The sequence below is a fragment of the Terrimicrobium sacchariphilum genome (assembly GCF_001613545.1).
Classification (GTDB): domain Bacteria; phylum Verrucomicrobiota; class Verrucomicrobiia; order Chthoniobacterales; family Terrimicrobiaceae; genus Terrimicrobium; species Terrimicrobium sacchariphilum.
On record NZ_BDCO01000002.1, the window covers coordinates 326,912 to 347,274 of the forward strand.

Annotated in this window: 19 protein-coding genes, 1 tRNA gene and 1 pseudogene; 12 read left to right on the forward strand and 9 right to left on the reverse strand. The window is 57.4% G+C overall.

From position 1 onward, the window contains the following. Positions 1 to 11: 11 nt before the first annotated feature. The 4 genes from TSACC_RS02185 to TSACC_RS02200 are packed head-to-tail and all read right to left on the reverse strand — an operon-like array spanning position 12 to position 3,618. Positions 12 to 530, reverse strand: a complete 519-nt coding sequence (locus TSACC_RS02185; RefSeq protein WP_075077765.1) for a carbohydrate binding domain-containing protein — start codon at positions 528 to 530, stop codon at positions 12 to 14. A gap of 11 nt (positions 531 to 541) precedes the next feature. After that, a complete protein-coding gene (locus TSACC_RS02190) occupies positions 542 to 1,207 on the reverse strand; it encodes a type II secretion system protein (protein ID WP_075077766.1) in 666 nt (221 codons plus the stop codon). Between the two features lie 22 nt (positions 1,208 to 1,229). Next, entirely contained in the window at positions 1,230 to 2,621 is a 1,392-nt protein-coding gene (locus TSACC_RS02195) for an FAD-dependent oxidoreductase (protein WP_075077767.1), read from the reverse strand. Between the two features lie 19 nt (positions 2,622 to 2,640). Beyond that, positions 2,641 to 3,618: a hypothetical protein gene (locus TSACC_RS02200; RefSeq protein WP_075077768.1), complete on the reverse strand. Its 978-nt coding sequence runs from the start codon at positions 3,616 to 3,618 to the stop codon at positions 2,641 to 2,643. A gap of 98 nt (positions 3,619 to 3,716) precedes the next feature. On the opposite strand from TSACC_RS02200, the gene TSACC_RS02205 reads away from it, so the two are divergent. The 5 genes from TSACC_RS02205 to TSACC_RS02225 all read left to right on the forward strand — a co-directional run bounded on the left by TSACC_RS02205 (position 3,717) and on the right by TSACC_RS02225 (position 10,479). Beyond that, positions 3,717 to 4,607 carry a helix-turn-helix domain-containing protein gene (locus tag TSACC_RS02205; RefSeq protein WP_237763885.1) on the forward strand — a complete coding sequence of 297 codons (891 nt, stop codon included), beginning with the start codon at positions 3,717 to 3,719 and terminating at the stop codon, positions 4,605 to 4,607. A 184-nt stretch (positions 4,608 to 4,791) separates the two neighbouring features. Further along, complete coding sequence (locus tag TSACC_RS02210) at positions 4,792 to 5,925, forward strand: sensor histidine kinase (RefSeq protein ID WP_075077770.1); 1,134 nt, start codon at positions 4,792 to 4,794, stop codon at positions 5,923 to 5,925. 1 nt (position 5,926) lies between these two features. Further along, positions 5,927 to 6,667 carry a LytR/AlgR family response regulator transcription factor gene (locus tag TSACC_RS02215; RefSeq protein WP_075077771.1) on the forward strand — a complete coding sequence of 247 codons (741 nt, stop codon included), beginning with the start codon at positions 5,927 to 5,929 and terminating at the stop codon, positions 6,665 to 6,667. A gap of 112 nt (positions 6,668 to 6,779) precedes the next feature. Further along, positions 6,780 to 8,825, forward strand: coding sequence for an autotransporter-associated beta strand repeat-containing protein (locus TSACC_RS02220; protein ID WP_084400130.1), 2,046 nt, complete (start codon positions 6,780 to 6,782; stop codon positions 8,823 to 8,825). 109 nt (positions 8,826 to 8,934) lie between these two features. Next, complete coding sequence (locus tag TSACC_RS02225) at positions 8,935 to 10,479, forward strand: ATP-binding protein (protein ID WP_075077773.1); 1,545 nt, start codon at positions 8,935 to 8,937, stop codon at positions 10,477 to 10,479. A gap of 355 nt (positions 10,480 to 10,834) precedes the next feature. Here TSACC_RS02225 and TSACC_RS02230 read toward each other — a convergent pair whose 3' ends face one another. Further along, entirely contained in the window at positions 10,835 to 11,755 is a 921-nt protein-coding gene (locus TSACC_RS02230) for a hypothetical protein (RefSeq protein WP_075077774.1), read from the reverse strand. 984 nt (positions 11,756 to 12,739) lie between these two features. Here TSACC_RS02230 and TSACC_RS02235 point away from each other — a divergent pair. Then, positions 12,740 to 12,811 (forward strand) — tRNA-Arg (locus TSACC_RS02235). 224 nt (positions 12,812 to 13,035) lie between these two features. On the opposite strand, the gene TSACC_RS02240 is transcribed toward TSACC_RS02235, so the two are convergent. Further along, a complete protein-coding gene (locus TSACC_RS02240) occupies positions 13,036 to 13,809 on the reverse strand; it encodes a prepilin-type N-terminal cleavage/methylation domain-containing protein (protein ID WP_084400131.1) in 774 nt (257 codons plus the stop codon). On the opposite strand from TSACC_RS02240, the gene TSACC_RS21590 reads away from it, so the two are divergent. The 4 genes and pseudogenes from TSACC_RS21590 (at position 13,808) to TSACC_RS02255 (ending at position 16,790) form a co-directional block, all read left to right on the forward strand. Next, the gene (locus tag TSACC_RS21590; protein WP_153811210.1) at positions 13,808 to 14,095 is read left to right on the forward strand and encodes a hypothetical protein; all 288 of its coding nucleotides are present in this window, start codon (positions 13,808 to 13,810) and stop codon (positions 14,093 to 14,095) included. The two genes, TSACC_RS02240 and TSACC_RS21590, sit on opposite strands and share 2 nt — an antisense overlap. A 100-nt stretch (positions 14,096 to 14,195) precedes the next feature. Next, positions 14,196 to 15,905: pseudogene (locus TSACC_RS02245) on the forward strand (ribonucleoside triphosphate reductase); the annotation flags it as partial. Further along, positions 15,902 to 16,081, forward strand: coding sequence for an anaerobic ribonucleoside-triphosphate reductase (nrdD, locus tag TSACC_RS22660; RefSeq protein WP_075077776.1), 180 nt, complete (start codon positions 15,902 to 15,904; stop codon positions 16,079 to 16,081). The pseudogene TSACC_RS02245 and the gene nrdD, both read left to right, overlap by 4 nt. Next, positions 16,056 to 16,790 (forward strand): anaerobic ribonucleoside-triphosphate reductase activating protein, encoded by a 735-nt coding sequence (locus TSACC_RS02255; RefSeq protein ID WP_075077777.1) that lies wholly within the window; start codon positions 16,056 to 16,058, stop codon positions 16,788 to 16,790. The genes nrdD and TSACC_RS02255 overlap by 26 nt, the downstream gene beginning before the upstream one ends. A 24-nt stretch (positions 16,791 to 16,814) precedes the next feature. Here the strand turns inward: TSACC_RS02255 and TSACC_RS02260 are convergent, their stop codons facing one another. Continuing rightward, positions 16,815 to 17,429, reverse strand: a complete 615-nt coding sequence (locus TSACC_RS02260; protein WP_075077778.1) for a helix-turn-helix domain-containing protein — start codon at positions 17,427 to 17,429, stop codon at positions 16,815 to 16,817. Between the two features lie 136 nt (positions 17,430 to 17,565). On the opposite strand from TSACC_RS02260, the gene TSACC_RS02265 reads away from it, so the two are divergent. Then, on the forward strand, positions 17,566 to 18,297 hold the full coding sequence (locus tag TSACC_RS02265; protein ID WP_237763886.1) for a class I SAM-dependent methyltransferase: 732 nt from the start codon (positions 17,566 to 17,568) through the stop codon (positions 18,295 to 18,297). A gap of 6 nt (positions 18,298 to 18,303) precedes the next feature. Here the strand turns inward: TSACC_RS02265 and TSACC_RS02270 are convergent, their stop codons facing one another. Together TSACC_RS02270 and TSACC_RS02275 are read right to left on the reverse strand one after the other, a co-directional pair. Further along, positions 18,304 to 18,792: a hypothetical protein gene (locus TSACC_RS02270; protein WP_075077780.1), complete on the reverse strand. Its 489-nt coding sequence runs from the start codon at positions 18,790 to 18,792 to the stop codon at positions 18,304 to 18,306. Then, on the reverse strand, positions 18,764 to 19,000 hold the full coding sequence (locus TSACC_RS02275) for a hypothetical protein (protein ID WP_075077781.1): 237 nt from the start codon (positions 18,998 to 19,000) through the stop codon (positions 18,764 to 18,766). Before TSACC_RS02275 ends, TSACC_RS02270 begins: the two co-directional genes overlap by 29 nt. 241 nt (positions 19,001 to 19,241) lie before the next feature. On the opposite strand from TSACC_RS02275, the gene TSACC_RS02280 reads away from it, so the two are divergent. Then, a complete protein-coding gene (locus tag TSACC_RS02280; RefSeq protein ID WP_169809508.1) occupies positions 19,242 to 20,345 on the forward strand; it encodes an N-acetylmuramoyl-L-alanine amidase family protein in 1,104 nt (367 codons plus the stop codon). The last annotated feature ends 18 nt before the right edge of the window (positions 20,346 to 20,363 follow it).

Below are 20,363 nucleotides of genomic sequence, written 5' to 3' on the forward strand. Positions count from 1 at the left end.
GGATCTGGGTTTTAGCGTTCCGTCGTAAGGGATAGGTCGGAAAACCAGTATTGCGCCGGGCCCGCACCAAGGTCGCCAATGTCAAAGCGAAGTGCTCCCGGCCAGGCAGCTGCAGGAATGTCAAATTGAACCTCCTGCCATTCCCCGTTCAGGTCGACGGTTTCCTTCCATAGGACATCCCAATTTCCGCCCATCACGCGGAGCGATACGGAGATCTTACCTTCGCCCTTGGCGCGGAAGGACAGTTTGAGTCCCACATCCTGTGGAGCATGAAAGATCGACTGGATCAGTTTCACGTCATAGGTGTGCGCCGTGGCCGACGGCACGGTGATATGAACTGCTGGGGAACCGTTCCCGCCATCCTCCACGACAGCCGTTGCTCCCGATGAAGCCGGGGCCTCGAGTTCCCATCCCGCCAGCTTGGAAAGAAACCGGCCATTTTTGAGTAGCTCGGTTTGTGCGTGTGCAGACGACAGGGAGACCACGAGGCCGAGAGCGGCTGTGAGCAGGAGGGCAGACGATGTTTTCATAATGGTCAGAATCAGCGGTTCGGGATGGGCCAGTAGAATGTGCTGGCAGAGTAGGCGTAGGCTTCGAGATCCGAACCCTTCACCCACCGAGCAGAGCCGTCCACGTTTACGACGCACATGCCGGAGAGGGGCCGAGATACTCCGGGATCAGCGTGGCCATAGGAGCGACCAGCACCTGATGTCGCCATGCATCCCCAGAGAGGCAGGGAGTTTGGCGCCGTGCTGGTACGAGCGAGATTGGGCTTGTTCGATCCGGTGAGCGTACCGGAAAAATCTCCCGCGTAGTTGAAATACTGGTAGGTAATGTAGCTTTTGGCGTAGTCTGGCGAGGTGAGTTGAGGATTGCGCACTTTGTTAAGCTCTCCCTGGCAAAACATGATGGTGTTGCGCTCACCGAGGTAGGGTTTCAGCGTTTGCGCATATGTGCTCTCGGGGAAATAATTCGGTCCCCAGTAGCCGTTATTCACTGCGGGGAAGAGACCGTTGTTCTCCGCGGCGTAGGTAATGCACCCCGTCTGGATCTGACGCAGGCGATTCAGGCATTTTGTCTTGGAGCTCGACGAAAATGCCTTTTGCAGCGCGGGCATCGCCAGGGCGGACAAAAGCACGATGATGCCAATCGTCACCAGCAACTCGATGAGCGTAAATGCGGGATGCCTGGAGGGGAGCCTGGTCATGGGTGTTCCGGGTGGGGTCAGTTCATGAAGGAAGGGTAATCGCCTCGCCGACGAACGTCGATTCAGGACGTTCTGAAACAGGCAGATAGGCGCCGCGAGTGCGTAGCCGGGAACGGAGGACATCGGTATCTACCTCGTGCACGTTGCCGCCAGAGAGTGCGAGCGCGGCGGCGATCCCGGCAGCTTCTCCCATCGCGAGGCAGACGGGCATCACGCGGATGCTTCCATGGACGATTCGTTCGCACGAGATGGACCGCCCGGCCATGAGGACATTATCGAGATCGCGAGGGACCAGACACCGGTAGGGGATACCATGCGACTCGCCCGGTCCGTATTGAGTGAACCGCTTTTCCACATCCACCTTGCTCTTGTGTCGTGCCTCCTCCTTGGTGAAGTGCAAGTCGATGAAGTAGGCATTGCGGCAGATTTCGTCATCGAAACCGCGGCGATCCAGATAATCGGAGAGCATCAGCGTATAGTCGCCAATGATGCGTCGGGTTTCGCGAATGCCCACCACCGATCCCGTGCTGATCAGCAGGGCGTTGCCAAATGCCTTGGGAACGAACTCCGCCAGCGCACGCCGGAAAGCCTCTGCCATGCGTCGCCCTTGGGTGAGCGCCCGCGAGACCACCCAGGGGTCAGTATTGTCGATTTCCCACAGGTGGCCGGCATTGAAGCCCACTGTGCGTGGCCCCACCAATGTGTCACAAAGGTGCGTATCGGGGATCTCGGGATAACGTCCGGAAGCGACGATGGCATGGATCGGGCTATTGGGATTGTTGGGATGCAGAATCGGCCCGTTGCGATAGGCGTACTCGTCGACATTGGTAAGGACGAAACAGTGGGTGGCTGGCTGAAGATCGCCTGCCGCATCGCCCTTTTGAAATTCCGCTCCGGCGAGAGCCGCGAGGTCGCCATCTCCCGTGCAATCAATATAGATGCCAGCCCGCAACGCGGTGAGACCTGCCTTGTTGCTGATCAGCAAGGTCGATACCAGACGATCCTCGCTCTTTTCCACGACGGACAGGACGGTATGAAACAGGACGGTCACGCCCGCTTCCTCGACCTTCTGGTCATAGACGCGCTTAAGCTTCTCGGCGTCGATCGGCACCCAATCGAGGGCGGATGGCGGAATATGCGGGATTCCTTCCTTGGAGGCCTCAAAGATCTCCTCTGCCAGTCCGCGATAGATGATCTTTTCCTTGTCGGAAAATGGGCACCAGCTCGGTACGAGCGCGCTTGTTCCCGATCCGCCGAGCGCACCCGTTCCCTCGATCAAAAGAGTTCTGGCTCCCTCGCGCGCTGCCGCGATTGCTGCCGCACATCCCGCTGGACCTCCGCCGACAACGATAACCTCCCAGGAATCGTCGAGGGGAATCGAGCTGGAGGAGAACCGGTGGAAGGAATTACCCATTGAAAAATATGACGAGCTGTTAGCGGAGGGAGCGACGACGAGCGGAGATCCCGCGCAGAACGAGAAATGAGATCCCGGCAATAACCAGAGACACGCTTGAGGGCTCCGGTACCGGAATGACATCGGAGAGCGAAGTGCCCACACGCATTTCGTCGAAGTAAACCGTCTGGGAGACCTGTGCATTGCCAATGGCAAACTGGATACCGCCGCCCGTCTGGAGTGTGTAGGTGCCCGATGTGACGGATGACGAAACTGCGCTGAAGATGGTGTTGCCACCCGAGGCGCCGACAGTCGCCGCAGCGAGCGCGGCGGTCGTTACGCCTCCATGGGAGTTGAAGTAGTTGTACTGATCGAGCGTCATTACGTAAGTCGTCCCCAGCCCGGGGCTGCCCGCCGACAAGCTCGTGCCGGTATTCGTAAAGATGCCAACCACGAGATAAGTGGTATTCAGGCTGAGCGATCCGGCGGTGGTGGCCGGCGAGCTGCTGTTCACCTGAGAGGCATTCAATCCATAGGCATTGCCTGGGACTGTCGAGGATGACGTATCCCCGTAGCTCTGGAAAAATGCGGTTGCACCTGACGCATTCTGCGACGTGTTTATACGCAAGCCGCTGCTTGATGCTGTTGTGATGCCGGAGGCAATGTTGAGCAGGAAGCTCGTGTATACCGTTCCCGTCACGCTCGGTCCGTTGTAATTGTAGGTCAGGCCCGCCGCCACGCCCGCATTGTCCGCATACATCGCCGATCCGGCGCTCACCGGCATGGACCCAAAGGTCAGGCCATTGGCACTTGCATAATAGTCATTGGATTGCCCGATGCCGCCCACCGTCCCGCTCACTCCGTAGGCGCTGGACCCGACAGGCTTGCCTGCCAGCTGTTGCCCGGCCGCATAGCCGGTAAATCCTTCATATGCTAACAGCGTCGCGTGTGCGGTTATGCTGGGTGCGAGTCCGGCGACGACTGCGGCCAGGAGGAGTTGAGAAATGGCGGTTTTCATCGTTTTAAGGTGAGGGGATGGAGTGGGACCTTCAGGTTGGTTCTTGGAAAAACGTAACCAGCTGCCAGGCAACGGGCCATAATTTGCGGTTGCCGGATTTGTCCGAAAAGTTTCATGATCTGAACATGGCGCGCATCCAGGAAAATCCCATCGGTCCACTGGAGGATTGGGAGAACCTTCGCACGGAGCTTGTCTGGGCTTATCAGGGGGAGGTCACCCAGTATGCGAACTGTCGCTACCCTGCGTTTCCTTTTGCTGCGTGGCTCTTGTTGAAGGGATCGGTCACGCTGTCGTTTTCCCACCATATGGAGAAGTACAAGGCCGGACGCTGGATCTTTCCCCGGGCGGAGGAGGGATGGCAGGAGTTCAGTCACGATGCGGAAGTCCTATCGATTCGCTTCATTGCCCAATGGCCCACCGGCGATCCACTCTTTGACCGGTCAAATACCATTAGTGTCGATGCCGGGCGGATTCCCCGGTTTACCCAGAGTTCAAAACGTCTCGTGCGGGTCGTGCGCCGGCAGTTTCCCGGCATCACCGATCTACTGCGGTATGCGCCAGGCACCCCGGAGCGGCACTTCGAGTTTCATCTCGAGTTCTCCCGCTGGTTGCTTGCGTACACCCGGGCGATGCGGGAGATAGGCCTCCCGCCGCATGTCGTGGGCCAGCTCGACGATCGGGTACGTGCCGCGCTCGATTTCATGGAGAGCAACAATCTTCGGCGGCCGCCCAATGAACGGCAGCTTGCCCAGCATGTGGGCGTCAGCGTGACGCATCTGAACCGCCTTTTCTCCCAGGATCTCGGCAAGACTCCCATCCGTTACTGGGAGGACAAGCGGATTCAAGCGGCCCGCTACTCGATCGAGGAAAGCTCGAAGAGTCTCAAATCCATTGCCTATGACATGGGTTTTGCCTCCCTTTCTCATTTCTCCTCCTGGGTCAGGCGGAAACTGGGGAAATCTCCTCGTGCCCTTAGGGCCCTTCGCTAACGAGTGATGGATTTACGCGCCTGATGTATTAGGGTGTTTGATTGGTGAGGTAGAGCGAGGTTGGTTTAGTGAGCGGTGGATTGGAGTGCCGGGCTTTGCTGTTGACGACTGAGAGGTTGGGCGACTATGGAACAGGGGCCCCTGGAGTTTTCCTGGCAATTTACCCTTTCGTATTACCTCTCCGATGGCAGCCACACTTCCCCCGCGTCCAGCCAATCTCAATGGTGAGCCTGTGGTCTGGAGCAAGGGACCTCCGCCGAAAGTGCTTGGCGTTTCTATTTCCGGCCTGCCGGGATGGCGTGAGAAGCTTTTCTGGAGACTTCAGATCTGCGGGTGGAGCGTCGCGGCCGTCCTGTCCACCTTCTTCGTCGCTCTCGGTCCATTTCATATTGAGCATGCCTTGCTGCTGGCGCTGACTCGCAATGTCTTTGGATTTACCGCCACCCTGGGGATGCGCTGCGTTTTTCGTGCGCTGCGACGGCGGTCCAGTAGCGTTTGGATATGGGCGCTTGTCGTGCTGCCTCTGAGTGCGCTGGCGTCCTTTTTTGACGGCCTCATGATGCTCTTTGTGGCACGCCAGCTCGGGGTGGATTTTGCTTCGGTTTCGCTGGGTCGGCTCGTGGCAGCGAGCACATTTATGAGGTGGGTGCTGTATTTGCTTTGGAGCATTCTTTATTTCGGGATCAATTACTGGATTGAGGTCCAGCACGAGCAACTGCGCATCGCCCGGCGGGACGCCGAGAACCGCACGAATGAACTTCGCCTGCTCCGCGCTCAGGTGAATCCACATTTTCTCTTTAACGCGCTGACCTCCATTCAGGCAGTGGCGGGCGATCGTCAGAGAGCAGAGCCCCTTATTCAGGCCTTCGGCGATTACCTGAGGTTCTCCCTCGAGGGACGCCGGGATATGTTGCCCCTCGGCGTGGAGTTGGAGGCGCTGGAGAATTACCTGCAAGTCGAAAAGGTGCGGTTTGATAGCAGGCTCGAGTATGTCATCGATGCTTCTCCGGCAGCGCGCAAGGTGAGCGTCCCGATCGCGCTGGTGCAGCCGCTGGTGGAGAACGCGATGAAATTTGCGCAGAAGTCCGGCATCTGGCCTCTGCGCGTAGCCATCCGTGCCTCACTGGAGGGCGATCGTCTCCATGTCACCGTGGCAAATACCGGGTATTGGGTAGAGTTCGACGAGTCCTCTTCCACGGGTATCGGACTAGATAACCTGCGGCGACGGCTGAATTTACTCTTTGGCGCTGAGGCGGAGCTTGACGTCGCGGCCGTGGGAGATCAGGTGATAGCTTCTGTTATTGTTCCGGCCTCCTAGTATGAACCGATCCCTTTCCGCGCTGCTGGTCGATGATGAACCGCTCGCCCGGCTTCACTTGCGGCGTTTGCTGGAGGAGCACGGAGGAGTCACGATCGCCGGGGAGGCCGGTTGTGTGACGGAGGCTGCGACCCTCGCCAAGAGCTGTCGTCCCGACCTGATCTTTCTTGATATCGACCTGCCTCCGCATACCGGGTTTGACCTTTTGCCGGCACTGGACTCCCCGCAAAAAATCGTGTTTGTCACAGCTTTTGACGAGTTCGCCGTTCGGGCGTTTGAGATCAACTCTCTCGATTATCTTCTCAAGCCGGTGAGTGCGGCGAGGCTCAGGGAAACCCTGCGTCGTTGTGAACTGGCGCCTTCTTCGGTGATGTCTCCGCCGTCCTGCGTGCAGAGACTTTTGATCGACGATCAAGTGGTCCTGCGGGATCGGCAGCACATGAAGCTGGCTCCCGTCCGGCAGATCACCGCCATCAAGGCGGAAGGAACCTACACCCGGGTTTTTCTGGCGGAAGGCGATTCGCTGATCGTGCTAAAGCCAATCGGCGAATGGGAGTTTTGCCTGCCTGCTCCTCCGTTTATGCGTCTCGATCGCTCTCTGATCATCAACTGTGAGGCGGTGACGGATCTTCACGTTTACGGCAGGGATGATATGAGAGTGACACTCAAAGGTGTTACGGAAGTCTTTGTCCTCGGTCGAACGGCTTCAAGCCGACTCCGAAGCACCATGGCAGGCAGGTGAGTTTCTGACTTCGCGCCCGATTCGTTAAATATTCGGGCCGGTTCGTTAAACGGCGCTTTTCATGATGAGCCCGTAAAAATAAGGCACTCGGCCTAAACCATATTACGCCGACATGAAGAATCGCCGACAGAAAAGCAGGGTGCGCAAAGGAATTGCATGGGGAGCTGGCAGATTCGCCGCCCCGTGCCTGGCGCTCATGGTAATGACCGGCGCGAGCCATGCGGCGACAAGCACCTGGGTGGGTAGCGGAGATAATAGCAACTGGATGAACCCCCAAAACTGGTCGGGCGGTTCCGCTCCGGTAGCCGGGAATTCTTTGCTGTTCACCGGCAATCTGCGCACCGATCCGGTGAACAATTTTACTGGAGGAACTTCCTTCGCAGGCATCACGTTTGGCGCATCAGCGTCGGCTTCCTTCACCATCAGTGGAAACGGAATTTTTCTCACGGGCGATGTCGTCAACAACAGCTCGCTTTCGCAGTCGATAGCAGCGCTGTCCGGCGCAGGCTTTACCCTTAACGGGGGCGACCGCACATTTAGTGCCGCTGCTGGCGACCTGGCCATTCAGTCGAAAGTCAATACGAATGGCAATCTCCTGACCGCGAACGCCTCCACCGGCAAGACGCTTACGCTGAATGGCATCATCAGCGGGGCGGGCGGACTCACCAAGTCTGGCGAGGGTACGACAGTGCTGGGAGGGGTCAATACATTCACGGGTGCGACCACTCTGAATGGCGGTTCCCTGGGGCTGAACTCCACCGCGGCCCTTCAGTCCACCTCGGGGATCACGTTTGCCTCGGGAGCGACCTCGACCTTGTATGCGATGCAATCGGGTATCACCATCGATCGAAATATCACCCAGTCGGGGACGGCGATCTATCAGGTGGATTCCGGGAATACGCTGACGCTGAGCGGTGCGATTTCTGGGGCCGGCAACTTTCAAACGCTCGGTTCAGGCACCGTAGCTCTCACCGGCAGCAATTCGTACACTGGTTCGACTCTCATCTCCGGGAGCACCTTGGCTATCAATACGGCGACTGCGGTGCAGTCCACTTCCCGAGTTATCTTTGGAACGGGCACTGCCGCGACCTTGTATGCAACCCAGAGCATGGCTCTTGATCGCATCATGGATCAGACCGGCCGCGGAAACTACCAGGTGGACTCAGGCAATACGCTCACGCTTAATGGACTCGTCACAGGCGTCGGCCAGTTTCAGAAATTTGGCCTTGGCACCGTGGTGCTTAACGCTGCTAACGACTACAGCGGCAAGACGGTTGTCAATGCAGGCACGCTACGGCTTGGGACCTCGGGTTCCATTGCTTCCACAAATATCGACGTCCTGGGTGGTACGTTTGACATGAATGGCAAGAACCACACGATGGGCGGCACACTCACACTCGGTAGCGGCTCCACGAGCGGATCGCTTTCCTCCAGTGGCAGCGCCAGCACTCTTTCGGTGGGTACTTCCATCCTGGTGCAATCCGGCTCGATCTCGGTGAATCTCGCTGGTGCCGCAGTCCTTACCAAGACCACCACCGGGACGGTGGTTCTCTCGGGCACCAACTCCTACACCGGTCAGACGTCCGTGAATGCGGGTACACTGGTCGTTAACGGGTACAATGCGGTGAGCAACGTCGTGGTCGCCAGCGGAGGTACTTTGAAAGGCTCCGGGAGTGTGGGCGATGTCCAGTTGCAATCCGGTGCGGTCGCACGGGCGGGAAGCGATATGGGTATCCTAAGTACCAAGAATCTCACCATGCAGGCTGGTTCGACCTTGGGGGTGAACATAGGAGGTGCCACCTCGGGCACGGGATACAGCGCGTTCGCGGTTCTTGGAGGCGTGACTTTGGACGGCAATCTCGACGTGGCCATCACCTTCACCCCTGCCTATGGCGATATCTTCTTTGTTATCGTTAATGACGGCAGCGATGCGGTGTCGGGCACCTTTGCTGGCCTGGCCAATGGCAGCTTGTTTCTCGTGGGTGGCCAGCAGTTCAAGATCAGCTATGTCGCGGATAGCGGGATGAACTCTCTCTCGGGAGGCAACGACGTCGCCATCATGGCGGTTCCGGAACCCGCCCCGATCGCGCTGATGCTGTTTGCCTTTGGAGGTGCCTTTTGGCTCATGCGATGCCGTCTCCCGCGTCCAAACAATTAGCATTGTGCAAAGCGGCCGGGTCCATGCCTTTGGGCGCGGCTCGCTATGCCGACGGGATCTTGAGGACTCGTGGTCCTCGCGCACTCTAGCCCTTGCGCCCAAATCTCCGATGACAGCCACCATCCACAGGTTGAAGGTCGTCATAACGGATTGTTCCGCGGGGCTCAATATCTCGCTCATGCTCTTGGTGGCCGGTATTGCCATCGTGGGCTTCCTTCCTGCATTCGAAGCGGTGCGGACTCAGGACGAGTTGAGCCCGCCGTTTGCGGCCTTGAGCAGTGAGCCGTCGAGAGTATTTGGAAAGGATGGAGCAGGGCACCCGTTGAAACCCTGGGTTGCCATCACAGGTACCATTCTGGCGACGCTCCTCGGGGTGGCCCTCACTGTCGGATCTGCCTGCAAAGCTAAAGCAGACGTCGAGAAGCATCGACGGGCTTGTGCAGAAATCGAAAGCCTTGCTCGCTCCCACGCTCAGGAGCTTGGCGTGACCGTGGAGAAGCTGGCGCGGGCGGAAGCCGTAAAGTCTGATTTCCTGTCCATCATGAGCCATGAACTGAGGACTCCGCTTAATACCATTATCGGTTACACGCAACTCCTCCTTGAAGAGCCTCCTTCCTCCCAGCTGCGGAGGGAGTACCTGGAGGCGATCCTCTCTGGAGGAGATGCCTTGCGCGGCGTGATCCATGAAGTTCTCGATTTTTCTTCCGTTGACCGAGGCTCGATCAACATTCAGCAGGAGCCTGTCGATATCCGTCAACTTGTTCGCAAAGTCCTGCTCGCCATGCGTCCGCCCCATCTTTGCGAGCGGCTGGTAGCCGAGATCGACGAGTCCCTGCCGGCTCGCATTCTGACCGATGAAAACAAACTCCGGCAGGTCATCCTCAATCTCGTGGCCAATGCCTTGAAATTTGCTCCCACGGGACAGGTGACGGTCCGATGCGGGATGGAGAAGGATGGGCAGCGGCTGGCCGTCAAGGTTATCGATGACGGCATTGGAATGGCGGAGGCGCAGATCCATCGACTTTTCGAACCCTTTCTCCAGACTGAGCCAGCCACGAGGAGGCGATCCTCCGGCGTCGGTTTGGGGCTTGCGATTTGCCAGAGATTTATCGAGGCCATGGGAGGTTCCATCACTGCAAAGAGCCAGCCCGGCAAAGGGACTCACATTTCATTCTGGCTGCCCCTCAGGCCTGCTGCGGTGGATGAGAGTGCAGGTCATGAGATAGGACTCACACCCGATGGTCTTGGGTCACTACGGTGCCTTGTCGTGGATGACAATCAGGTGAACCGAAAGCTGATGGTTACACTCCTCGCCCGGCTGGGTATGAAACCGTTGTCGGCCGGTAGCGGCGAGGAGTGCCTCGCGGTGTTTCGACAGGTCCGTCTTGACGTCATATTTATGGATTTGGACATGCCGGAAATGGACGGCTTCGACACCACTCTGGAGATTCGGCGTATGGAGACCTCCCGGGGCATTTCCCCTGTCCCCGTCATCGCCCTGACTGCCGATGTCTTGGAGGGAGTGCGCCAGCGCTGCGCGCAGACAGGAATGAATGGATTTCTGGCCAAGCCGATCAGAGCGCACGAACTCACCGCCGTCTTGCACTCCCTGCCAGGCAATTGCCAGGCAGGGTCTGGTCCTCTGGGGAGCTGAGCGGCATTCGCCCTTACCAGGCTAAACGAATGCGCCCTTTTTTGCCGCTGGCAAAGCAGCGGTAGCGTTGAGAGCGCATCGGTTTGCAGGACGCCTTGGAATCCAGGCGGCAACAGGTTTTCCACGCGCTGCACCGAGCGGCTGGTTTCTCGGTGGAAGATGGTGTCGGCTCCAGCCGGTGCTGCACCAAAAAAAACCGAGCCGCGAGCCGCGCGGGCGTTAGGGGGCAACCGGGTGCTGCGCACCTGTGCGGCCATCAAACCAAACAACGAGACAAATTGCGGATCTTTAGTTTTGAAGTGTCCCATCCGCGGAGTCAGGTCAAACTTCGCCGTAGCCCGTTTTTGAAGAGGGTCTATTTGGGAACTGCGATCCGCGTGCTTTCTGGCTCGTCGTAAACCACGCTTGCCCTCGACGGATCGATTGAAAATTCTTTTTGATCTCCGTCATTCAGCGATATGTCTGCAAAAGAAAGCAACTGCACGTTGGTTGGGAAATCTGAAATTATTCCTGGAGAAATGGCGTAATATTTCAACTCAATCCTCTCGGGAACAAATAGCTTTGTAGAAGTCTGAACTGTGACTTGATGCTCTTTCAAGACGATCAGCTCGGAAACTAGTTTTCCTTCGGTGTTGAAGCTCTTCCATCCGATTGGTGTCAAGTTGTGTTGGGAATCGAGGAAGACAGTATACTTGACAGGGAAGTCGATGAAACGATCTCGACCTCCTTCGATGTCAAAAGCAATGACGTTTTTCCCTTCAATGCTTTCTATGTGAACATTTGAAATCTTGCTTTTTATCGACTCCCAATTAATCCCGTTTAGAATCAAGGTCTGGGGCGAGAGCCATATTTTATCTCCCTCAGCACCGAATAGAAATTCGTATATGGAAAAAAGATGCGGAACATTTCTAATTTCGGGTGGAAGTTGGAAACCTTGCGATTCTTTTCTCACGTGGAGAAGTTTTTCGTCAGAAAGCAATTTATAGGAGTTTGCACCGTCGAATGCATATTCTCTCTCGATCCGTAACTGCCCGCTTTCAGGGTCAAATTCCCTGTATGAGAAAATAAACTTATCCAGGCACTCCGACATTGAAACGCGAGCCACCAAAGACCGCTTGCTGCCCAAAAAACTGTCGGCGGTAAAAGTCACCGCCTTAATTGCAGATAAATTTTGCTTTATCGACTGGACGATGAATTCAGGAGTCACCTCCTCCTCGGAAAGGAGGCGATGCGAGGAAAGAAACAGCAGACTAATGACGACGACACTAAACTTCATTGCATTCCTCCAAATTCAATAGAACGACTTGCTCAGAAGCCTGAGCAGATGCAGCCTGGACATCATTATCCGGGCAAGGCACTGTTTGACCTCCCATGCATGGCTGCCCAGATGGCCAGCTTGAAGGAATGTGCATCTCAGCACAACCTTTACTCCCCACACGGAAGATTCCTTTAGAATCGCTGGTGCCTGCGGCGTTTGAATGCACAGCACTGCCGGGCAGGCTTGGTGAGAAGTTTTTCAAGTATGTATTAGTCACACCATTAACTCCATTTGTATTCGTTGCTTCGCAGCTCACCTGTTGAGGCGCCGAAGAACAATTCGTTGACGTTTTATTGAATGTGGCAAGCGCGGCATTCGCTTGAAATAAATACCGGAATTCGCCAGGAACTCAATGAGGTTCGCCGCCTCTCCGGTTGATCGGTGTCCCGACCGGGACTGCTCTGTGGAAGGAATCTCAAGATGTCCTTTCTTCTCTTTTCGACGTTTTAGGGTGTCGGAAGGGTTGTCGATCAGAACCCGCAGTTCGTTTTCGCGTAACCAAAGACCTGCTTCCGCGTCTCTATCTCGATATTCCAGCTCCGGGCCGAGAGATTGTTGCCGATTTGAGATGATTGAAGGAATTGGGCTTGAGCTCTCCGTGGCGGGAGGCGAGCCAGCGGGTGGCAAGCTCTTTGAGTGTGAGCGTTTGAAATCGCTGCTTCCTGTCAGCTTCGCGACACTGTCCTGAAAGTCTCGCAGCCGTCGTTTGGCGATGGCCTTATGCCTTGGTCCGGAGACTGCGTCGAAACTGCTTGCTGCCGCGTTTTACCAAGAGATAGTACATACCGTCGGTGGACCGGTACAAATCCGGCCCCACCTTGGTCAGATACTTCACATGTCCATCATCATCCATATTTTCAGCCTTGGGATGACAAAAACGGGTTACATCCCGGTTTTTGCCCTCTCGGGAAATGGATGTAAGTATTTGTCCTGAAGTATATTGCTCCTATAGTTCAACGGATAGAACGGAGGTTTCCTAAACCTTAAATCTGGGTTCGATTCCCGGTGGGAGCACTTGTCCTGCGGCAAAAGGGCTCTCGAGATTGCTCGGATGACGTCTGTCCCTGAAGGCTTGGAATTCCCTCTGCGACGCCGGGAGGATCGATCGCCGTGTTGACCCTGCACCCCGCATCGGGCACCACGCGATACTGCCAGGAAGGAGGGTTCCCTGTTCGCTGGCTTCTTTCCAGTCGACCAGCGCTAGAATGGCGGTTTTTGCTTCCGTGCCCCCCTTCGACTCAGGGTTGAAAGGCTCGCCAGCGTCCAGATTTTACTCCCGGCACCTTGTAGATTTCCTCTCCCTTGCAGGACTCCACGTGGCCGTCGGCGAAGAGTAAGTTCATTCGATTGCCATGGTAGTAGGAGCCATCCGGCAGCTTGGGGACATTGCTCTCCGACAACCATCCATGGGTCCACGCGTACGGTACCTTGCATTGAGCGTTGTCCTTGTGGAAATACTCGCTCAGCAGCACGGTCCTGGCCGGGCGCTCGATCTGGTTCGGGCGGAGTGACATTGTTTCGCTATCTTCGGAGAATACTCCGTAGCCCGGGTTGTCCTCCTTCTGGCTTGAGGCAGTATAGGATCTCGCATCCGGGCGTTTGCGTTGATCTTCCGGACACCGCAGGACCTTCATCGGTTTCGAGGAGTTTTCCAGCCCCAGATACGAGGCGAGATGCCTGTCCCATACACTGCCGGGAGGGTACGCCTGGTTGTCTGCGACATATTGGGAAAAAGCGATGCCGAGCTGATGCATGTTCGACTGGCATACCGCCGAGCGCATCATTTTCTTCCCCTTGGTGGTGGCCGCCATGGTGAAAACGGCGAGCGCGCTGATCAAGCTGACGGCGGCGAGCAGTTCCACCATCGTAAAACCGGAGACGAGTTTCCTCCGGTGCGACGCCGGATTAGCCGATGAGGATTCTTCTTTCCCGAAATCACCGTCATCGGGGATTCGAGCAGGCGTCGGGGAATTATGACGCGGTATTTTGATGTTCTGTCGTGGGGCGTTCATGGGTGACAGCTTTGCTGTCGGGGGTGGAACATTCCAAATTGCCAGGATCGCCGCGTCGAGCAGAAATGTTCCTGGTTGCACAAGATATTGTGGTTATCCGATTGCGCACCCCGAGTGGTGCCATCCGCCAAGATTTTCTGATTTTCATCCCTGCAAGGGCAGTAACGCAGCGCCGAATGACCTGAAAGCAGGTTTAATGGCGTATTTTGACCATTTCAAAAATCAGTTTTTCAGCGGAATTGGCGCATTTTGTTCAAAATATACCATTTTAAAGAAAAACTTATAGTTTGCTTGACTCTGAGCAATATTTTGAGGCATATACAACATCTCGTGCAGGCGATGGTATGAACACACAAGATGTAGTGCCCCCCAGATCTTTAACCACAGTCGATCCTGTAGCCTCCATGCGGGAGTATCTTGACCGCAGTGACTGGCGGGTTAATGCAAATGCCAACCAAGGGTTTTCCCTCGGTGGCTTGGTTTTGAATGTTGCAGGCAAGCTGACGGCCAATTATTGGCTGGATCACGTCTATCCGCCGGACATTGGGCGAGCTCATCGCCGCGGAGATATTCATATCCACGACCTCGACATGCTCTCGGGCTATTGCGCGGGGTGGTCGCTGCGAGCCCTGCTGGCGGAAGGTTTCAATGGCGTGGCCAACAAGGTGGAGTCCAGCCCGCCGAAGCATCTGCGCACCGCTCTGGGCCAGATGGTGAATTTCCTCGGGACTCTGCAAAATGAATGGGCTGGCGCCCAGGCGTTCAGCTCGGTCGACACCTATCTCGCGCCGTTCGTTCGCTGTGACAATCTCGATGACGACACGGTCCGCCAGAACCTCCAGGAGTTTGTCTTCAATCTCAACGTCCCGTCTCGCTGGGGGACTCAGACGCCCTTTACAAACCTCACCTTTGACTGGGTATGCCCGGAGGATCTGCGTGATCAGCACCCATTGATTGGCGGTAAACCGGCGGATTTCGTCTACGGCGATCTTGCCAAGGAGATGCACATGATCAATCGCGCCTTCCTGCAGGTGATGGCGACGGGCGATTCTCTCCAGCGTGTTTTCACCTTTCCTATTCCGACGTACAACATCACGTCCGATTTTCCTTGGGAGAGTGAGACGGCGGATTTGCTCTGGGAGGTGACAGCCAAGTACGGCCTGCCGTATTTTCAGAATTTCCTTAACTCGGATCTCTCACCGGGCATGGTTCGCTCGATGTGCTGCCGGCTGCAACTCGATCTGAGGGAGTTGCTCAAACGCGGCAATGGTCTTTTCGGTTCTGCCGAGCAGACCGGGTCCATCGGCGTGGTCACGATCAACATGGCACGGTTGGGCTATCTCCATCCCGGCGACGAGAAGAAGCTCTTTGCTTCCATCGATGCGCTCGTGGATCTCGCTCGTGAGAGCCTCGAGATCAAGCGCCGCGTCGTGCAAGAGCAGATGGACAAGGGGCTGTATCCCTACACCCGGCGCTATCTCGGCACGCTGCGGAACCACTTTTCGACCATTGGCATTAATGGCGTGAACGAGTGCATACGCAATTTCACCCGCGATGCCGAGAGCATTGCGACTCCCGAGGGCAAGGCTCTGGCCATTCGCATCATGGATCACCTCCGGGACAAACTGACCGAGTGCCAGCAAAAGACCGGTCACTTGTACAATCTCGAGGCCACACCGGCGGAGGGGACCACCTATCGTTTTGCCCGTGTCGATGCGGCCAACCATCCCGGCATCATCCAGGCCGGAACTCCGGACGCTCCATACTACACGAATTCCACCCAGCTCCCGGTCTACTCTACCGAGGACCCCTTCGAGGCGCTTGATCACCAGGAGGAACTTCAGGCGAAATACACGGGAGGCACTGTCTTTCACATGTATCTCGGCGAGCGGGTTTCCACTCCTCGAGCCTGCCGCGAACTCGTGAAGCGGGTCTTGACGAACTACCGCATCCCCTATCTCACCATCACGCCTACCTTCTCGATCTGCCCGACACACGGGTACATCGCGGGTGAGCACAAATTCTGCCCGACCTGCGACGCCGAACGCCTCGCCGCCAAGCGCGCACGCTCCCGAATCTCTCTATCCACACCATGAACAGCAACATCCAACTCGAAGATCACGAACGTCAGCCGTGTGAAATCTGGACTCGTGTGATGGGGTATCACCGCCCTGTCTCCCAGTTTAACATCGGCAAACAGAGTGAGTTCCGCGAACGCAGGCTCTTCCAGGAGCCAGCACAAACACATGAAACCCTTAAGCACGCCGCCTAATGTAGAAACCCTCCGCGTCGGCGGGATCGTTCCTTTCTCGACCGTCGACTATCCCGGCTGGCTCAGCGCCGTTGTATTTTGTCAGGGCTGTCCCTGGCGCTGCCGCTACTGCCACAATGCCCACCTCCGCCGCTTCCGTAGCGGTGCCGTCCCTTGGGACCACGTGGTGGAATTCATGGACAAACGCCGTGGCCGTCTCGAGGCCATTGTCTTTAGCGGTGGCGAACCCACTGCTCAGCCCGGCATCGAAAACGCCTGCCGCACTGCCCGCGCACTGGGCTTCCGAGTCGGCCTTCATACGGCCGGAGCCTACCCCGAGCAACTGCGCCGTCTGATCCCGCTCATCGACTGGGTCGGTCTTGACGTCAAGGCACCCTTCGATGCTCGCTATGATGCGGTCACCGGACGCAAAAACAGCTGGAAACCGGCTCGTCAGTCTCTGGACATTATCCTGTCCGCCGGCGTCCCTTATCAACTCCGTACGACGGTCCATCGCGCTCTACTCGACCAGGAAGCGCTCGACGACATCAGCTCCACACTGGCACAGATCGGCACCCAGCCGACTCGCTGGCAGACCTTCCGCCCGCAGGGGTGCAAGGATGAGGAGCTTGTGAACTGGGCCGGCGAACAGGCCGGTGAAGATTCTCCGGAGGAGACTCTGGACGAGCATCATCACGAACACCACGAAGAGCCCGAGCTGGTGGAATAATCCGGCCCCGGCAGCGACAGCGAACTAATCCTTCGCGTTGCTGATCACGCTCAGAAAACGAACCGGTGGTCCATGGACGGCCACCGGTCCGTGGGCGATCATTCCGTCAAAATACAGGCTGTCGCCAGGATTCAGGCGATAGACCTCCTCGCCGTGCCGGTAATCCATGGCTCCCTCGAGCATGAAGAGGAATTCCTGCCCGGGATGTCGGAAGATGTTTTGCTTTGGGTCGATGGTCTCCGCCTCGATCGTCATCAAATGCGGCTCGAAATCTTTTCCAAACGGCAGGTCAAAAGCCAGTGACTCGTACGCATGGCCAATTTTTGACCCTCGCCCGGCGATGGTCCTCCGCGATTCCCTGGTGACCAGCACTGCGCGCGGGACCCCGTTGTCCTCGGAGAAAAGGTCTCCCGGCGCGACGCCCAATGCGGCAGCTACCCGCGTGAGGGTGGAGACCGGTGAGGATACCTTCCCATTCTCGATCCGGGAGAGCTGTCCTTTGGTCAGCCTGCACTGGGCGGCCATCTGGTCCAGGGTCACATTGCGCGATTCGCGCAATGCCCGTATACGGCGTCCGATGCGCTGTTCCCAGCTCTCTTCCTCGGGACTTCTTACGACTTGGGACGAGGTGCTGCTCAAGATGCTGCACGGTCTACCTCGTGACGGGCGGCAGGGCGAGAACGAAACACACCGCCCGGCTTGACCAGCCGCCCGGAACCGAGCAACGTTCCCTCCCTTGAGCTCGTTTCACCATCTTGACTGGGATCTTACGTTTTTGGCCGATAACCCGACGGTACGGTCCAAGCGGTTCGGTATCCCGAAGGAAGCCAAGCAGGTCAGATACCCGATCCGCTTGCTGCGGTATTGGTTTGGCTATCACCTGCTGCGCGAGGAGGCGGAGCAGTCCCCCGGCACGCTGGATGTCGCCGAGATCGGAGTCCATACCGGGCAGATGCTCGAGTTTCTCAACTCCGTACCCAAACCGCCGCAGTTCGCCAGTTGGACTGCTGTCGACGCAGTGATGCTCACGGAAAAGCTCCGCAAGGCGGGCTACACCGACTTCTTTGAGGCCAACCTCGAGGCGCCCGATTTCGATCTTCCGCGGGATTACGATGTCGCCGTCCTTCTGCACATTCTTGAGCATCTCCATGATCCTGAGACGGCTTTGGTCAAGGTGGCTCAGCGCATCCGCCCCGGAGGATCGCTCATCGGCGGTTTCCCCGTCGTACCGCACCTCTTCGCCGCCACCCGCGAAAAGCAGGTTCGCAAGACAGCGGCTCCCATGGGGCATGTCAGTGTCTTTTCTCCGACTCGCGTCCGCCACATGGCGAAAAAAGCCGGGCTGGAAGTCGAGTTTATGTCCGGCGCGTTTTTTCTCCGTAGCAAGGGAAGCTCACTGGAGAATTCCGAGGCTTGGGCGCGATTCAACCTCATCTGGGGTGGAGCCTTCCCCGGCTGGCCCGGTGAGATTTACTGGAAGATGCGCAAGCCCCGAACGGCTGCCTGACAGTTTCTAGCTGTTGGATTTGCGCTGTTGATCGCGAATTGCTTCCAGTTCCAGCACTGCGTGCAAATCCCGGGGGCGCCCCATGGCGCGCTTGGCTTGGATGAGAGCATCGATCGACAGGACATGCATGGACTGGCCGTCGATTTCCAGTATTTCGCTTGAACCGAGGCAAGCCTTGTAATCGCCGACGCCTTTGACCTCTCCGAGGCAATCAAGCTGCCCCCAGTCTGTAGTGAGATAGAGGTATTTCAGCCCTCCGCTCATCGCCTGATCCCTCGTGAAGGGAAGCTTGGCCGGAGTCATTCGATGTACCGGATGAAGTTTATCCAGTGCGGTGTGGATGCGCACGAGGTTCTCGGCATCAAGAGCGCAAACGACATCGACATCGCGGGTCATCAGGGCGCTGCCATGCATGATGACGCTCAACCCGCCGACAATGACGAATCGTACGTCATGGGCTGCCAGTCTACTGCTGAGGCGGGTGAGTTCTTGCACGTGAGCGGGCGAGTGCGGCTTGAAGCTCCAGGGCTTCGTTCAGGATGCGGTCATTTTGGCGCAGGCGCTCCTCCGGGGTGAGGGCGAGATTGGCTTCGAGCAGCGAGAGGTCGATGCCGTAGGCCTCGGCTCGTTCGCGGGCGGTGAGGCCGTCATCGGTACGCCAGAAGCGTTCCAGCTCGGGTGGAAGCGTTTCCGATGAGTCCATTCCCGCAGAGTATCCTTTCCAAGCGGTCGGTGCAATCCCGGCCCGCCTCAGCCCGCGCCGCCCAAAAAAGCTGGGTGAATCCGGAGCGGATTGCTAGCGTCGCCCGGATTGGGGGATGGGTATGCTGCTTCGATATCCGAGCTGTTCCGCTGCCCGCGCGCAATTTCCACTTGCAGGCGGGCGACCCCGCCGCCACTTTGCCCCGCCCGTGATTCGTCTCCTCCTCGCATTTTTCGCACTGATGCTTCCACTCCAAGCCGAGTGGAATGTTGTGATGTGCGATAATCGACGGTACGTCTCGGTCCAGGACGTCGCGACGTTTTACCGGATGAATCAACCGGTGAATCAGGGCGATAAATTCCGCATTTCCGCCCCCGGGCGAAGCATTGAAGGTCAGGCGAACAGTCGCGAGGTGCTGATCAACGGGGTGAAGTACGTGCTTTGCTTCCCCATCTTCAGTCGTGGCGGCCAGATCCTTATCTCCGCCATGGATGTCGTGAAGATCATCGAGCCGATCATGCGGCCGCAGAAAATCCAGAATGCCACCGCCGTGCGCACTGTGATCCTCGATGCAGGGCACGGCGGGCACGACAGCGGCGCTCGTGGCCCATACGGATCGGAAAAGGATGCCACCCTCGATGTCGTCCTGAGAGCCAGGAAACTCCTGCAGGACAACGGATATCAGGTTCGCTGCACGCGTGTCACAGACACCTTCATTCCGCTCGAGGATCGTGCAAGCTTCGCCAGCAAGCAGCTCAACGCCATCTTTGTCAGCGTCCACTTCAACAAGAGCAACACGGGCGGGGGAACGGGCATCGAGACCTACTGCCTTGCCCCTCGCGGGGTGCCATCGATGGATGAGGAAAGCCTGAGCTATTCCGACTTTAAGCAATATCCGGGTCATGGACGCGACCCGGAGAATATCGCCCTCGCCACCACCGTGCATGCCGCCATGGTACGCTCGCTCGGACTCACCGATCGCGGGGTGAAGCGAGCCAGATTCCTGGTGATCAAGAATATCACCGTCCCAGGCATCCTCATCGAGGGCGGTTTCATGAGCGGGTCGCCCGATGCCCGCATGATCGATACGGCGGACTACCGGCAGAAAATCGCCCAATGCATTCTCGAGGGAGTGAACCGGTACAAGCAGGCCGTGGCCGGGCAGACTGTCTATCAGACGCCTTCGGCGATCGTTTCCGCGACGGACCCGACCTCTGTGCCCAATATCGACAAGGTCGGGGCCACGCCGACACCGACCCCTCCGCCCGTCGGGTCCAAGACCTCCATCGATTCCTCGGTCGTCCAGGCGCAGGAATCCCTGCAGATTACAAAGCCGGGAAATTAAAGTTGGCCTCGGTGTCAG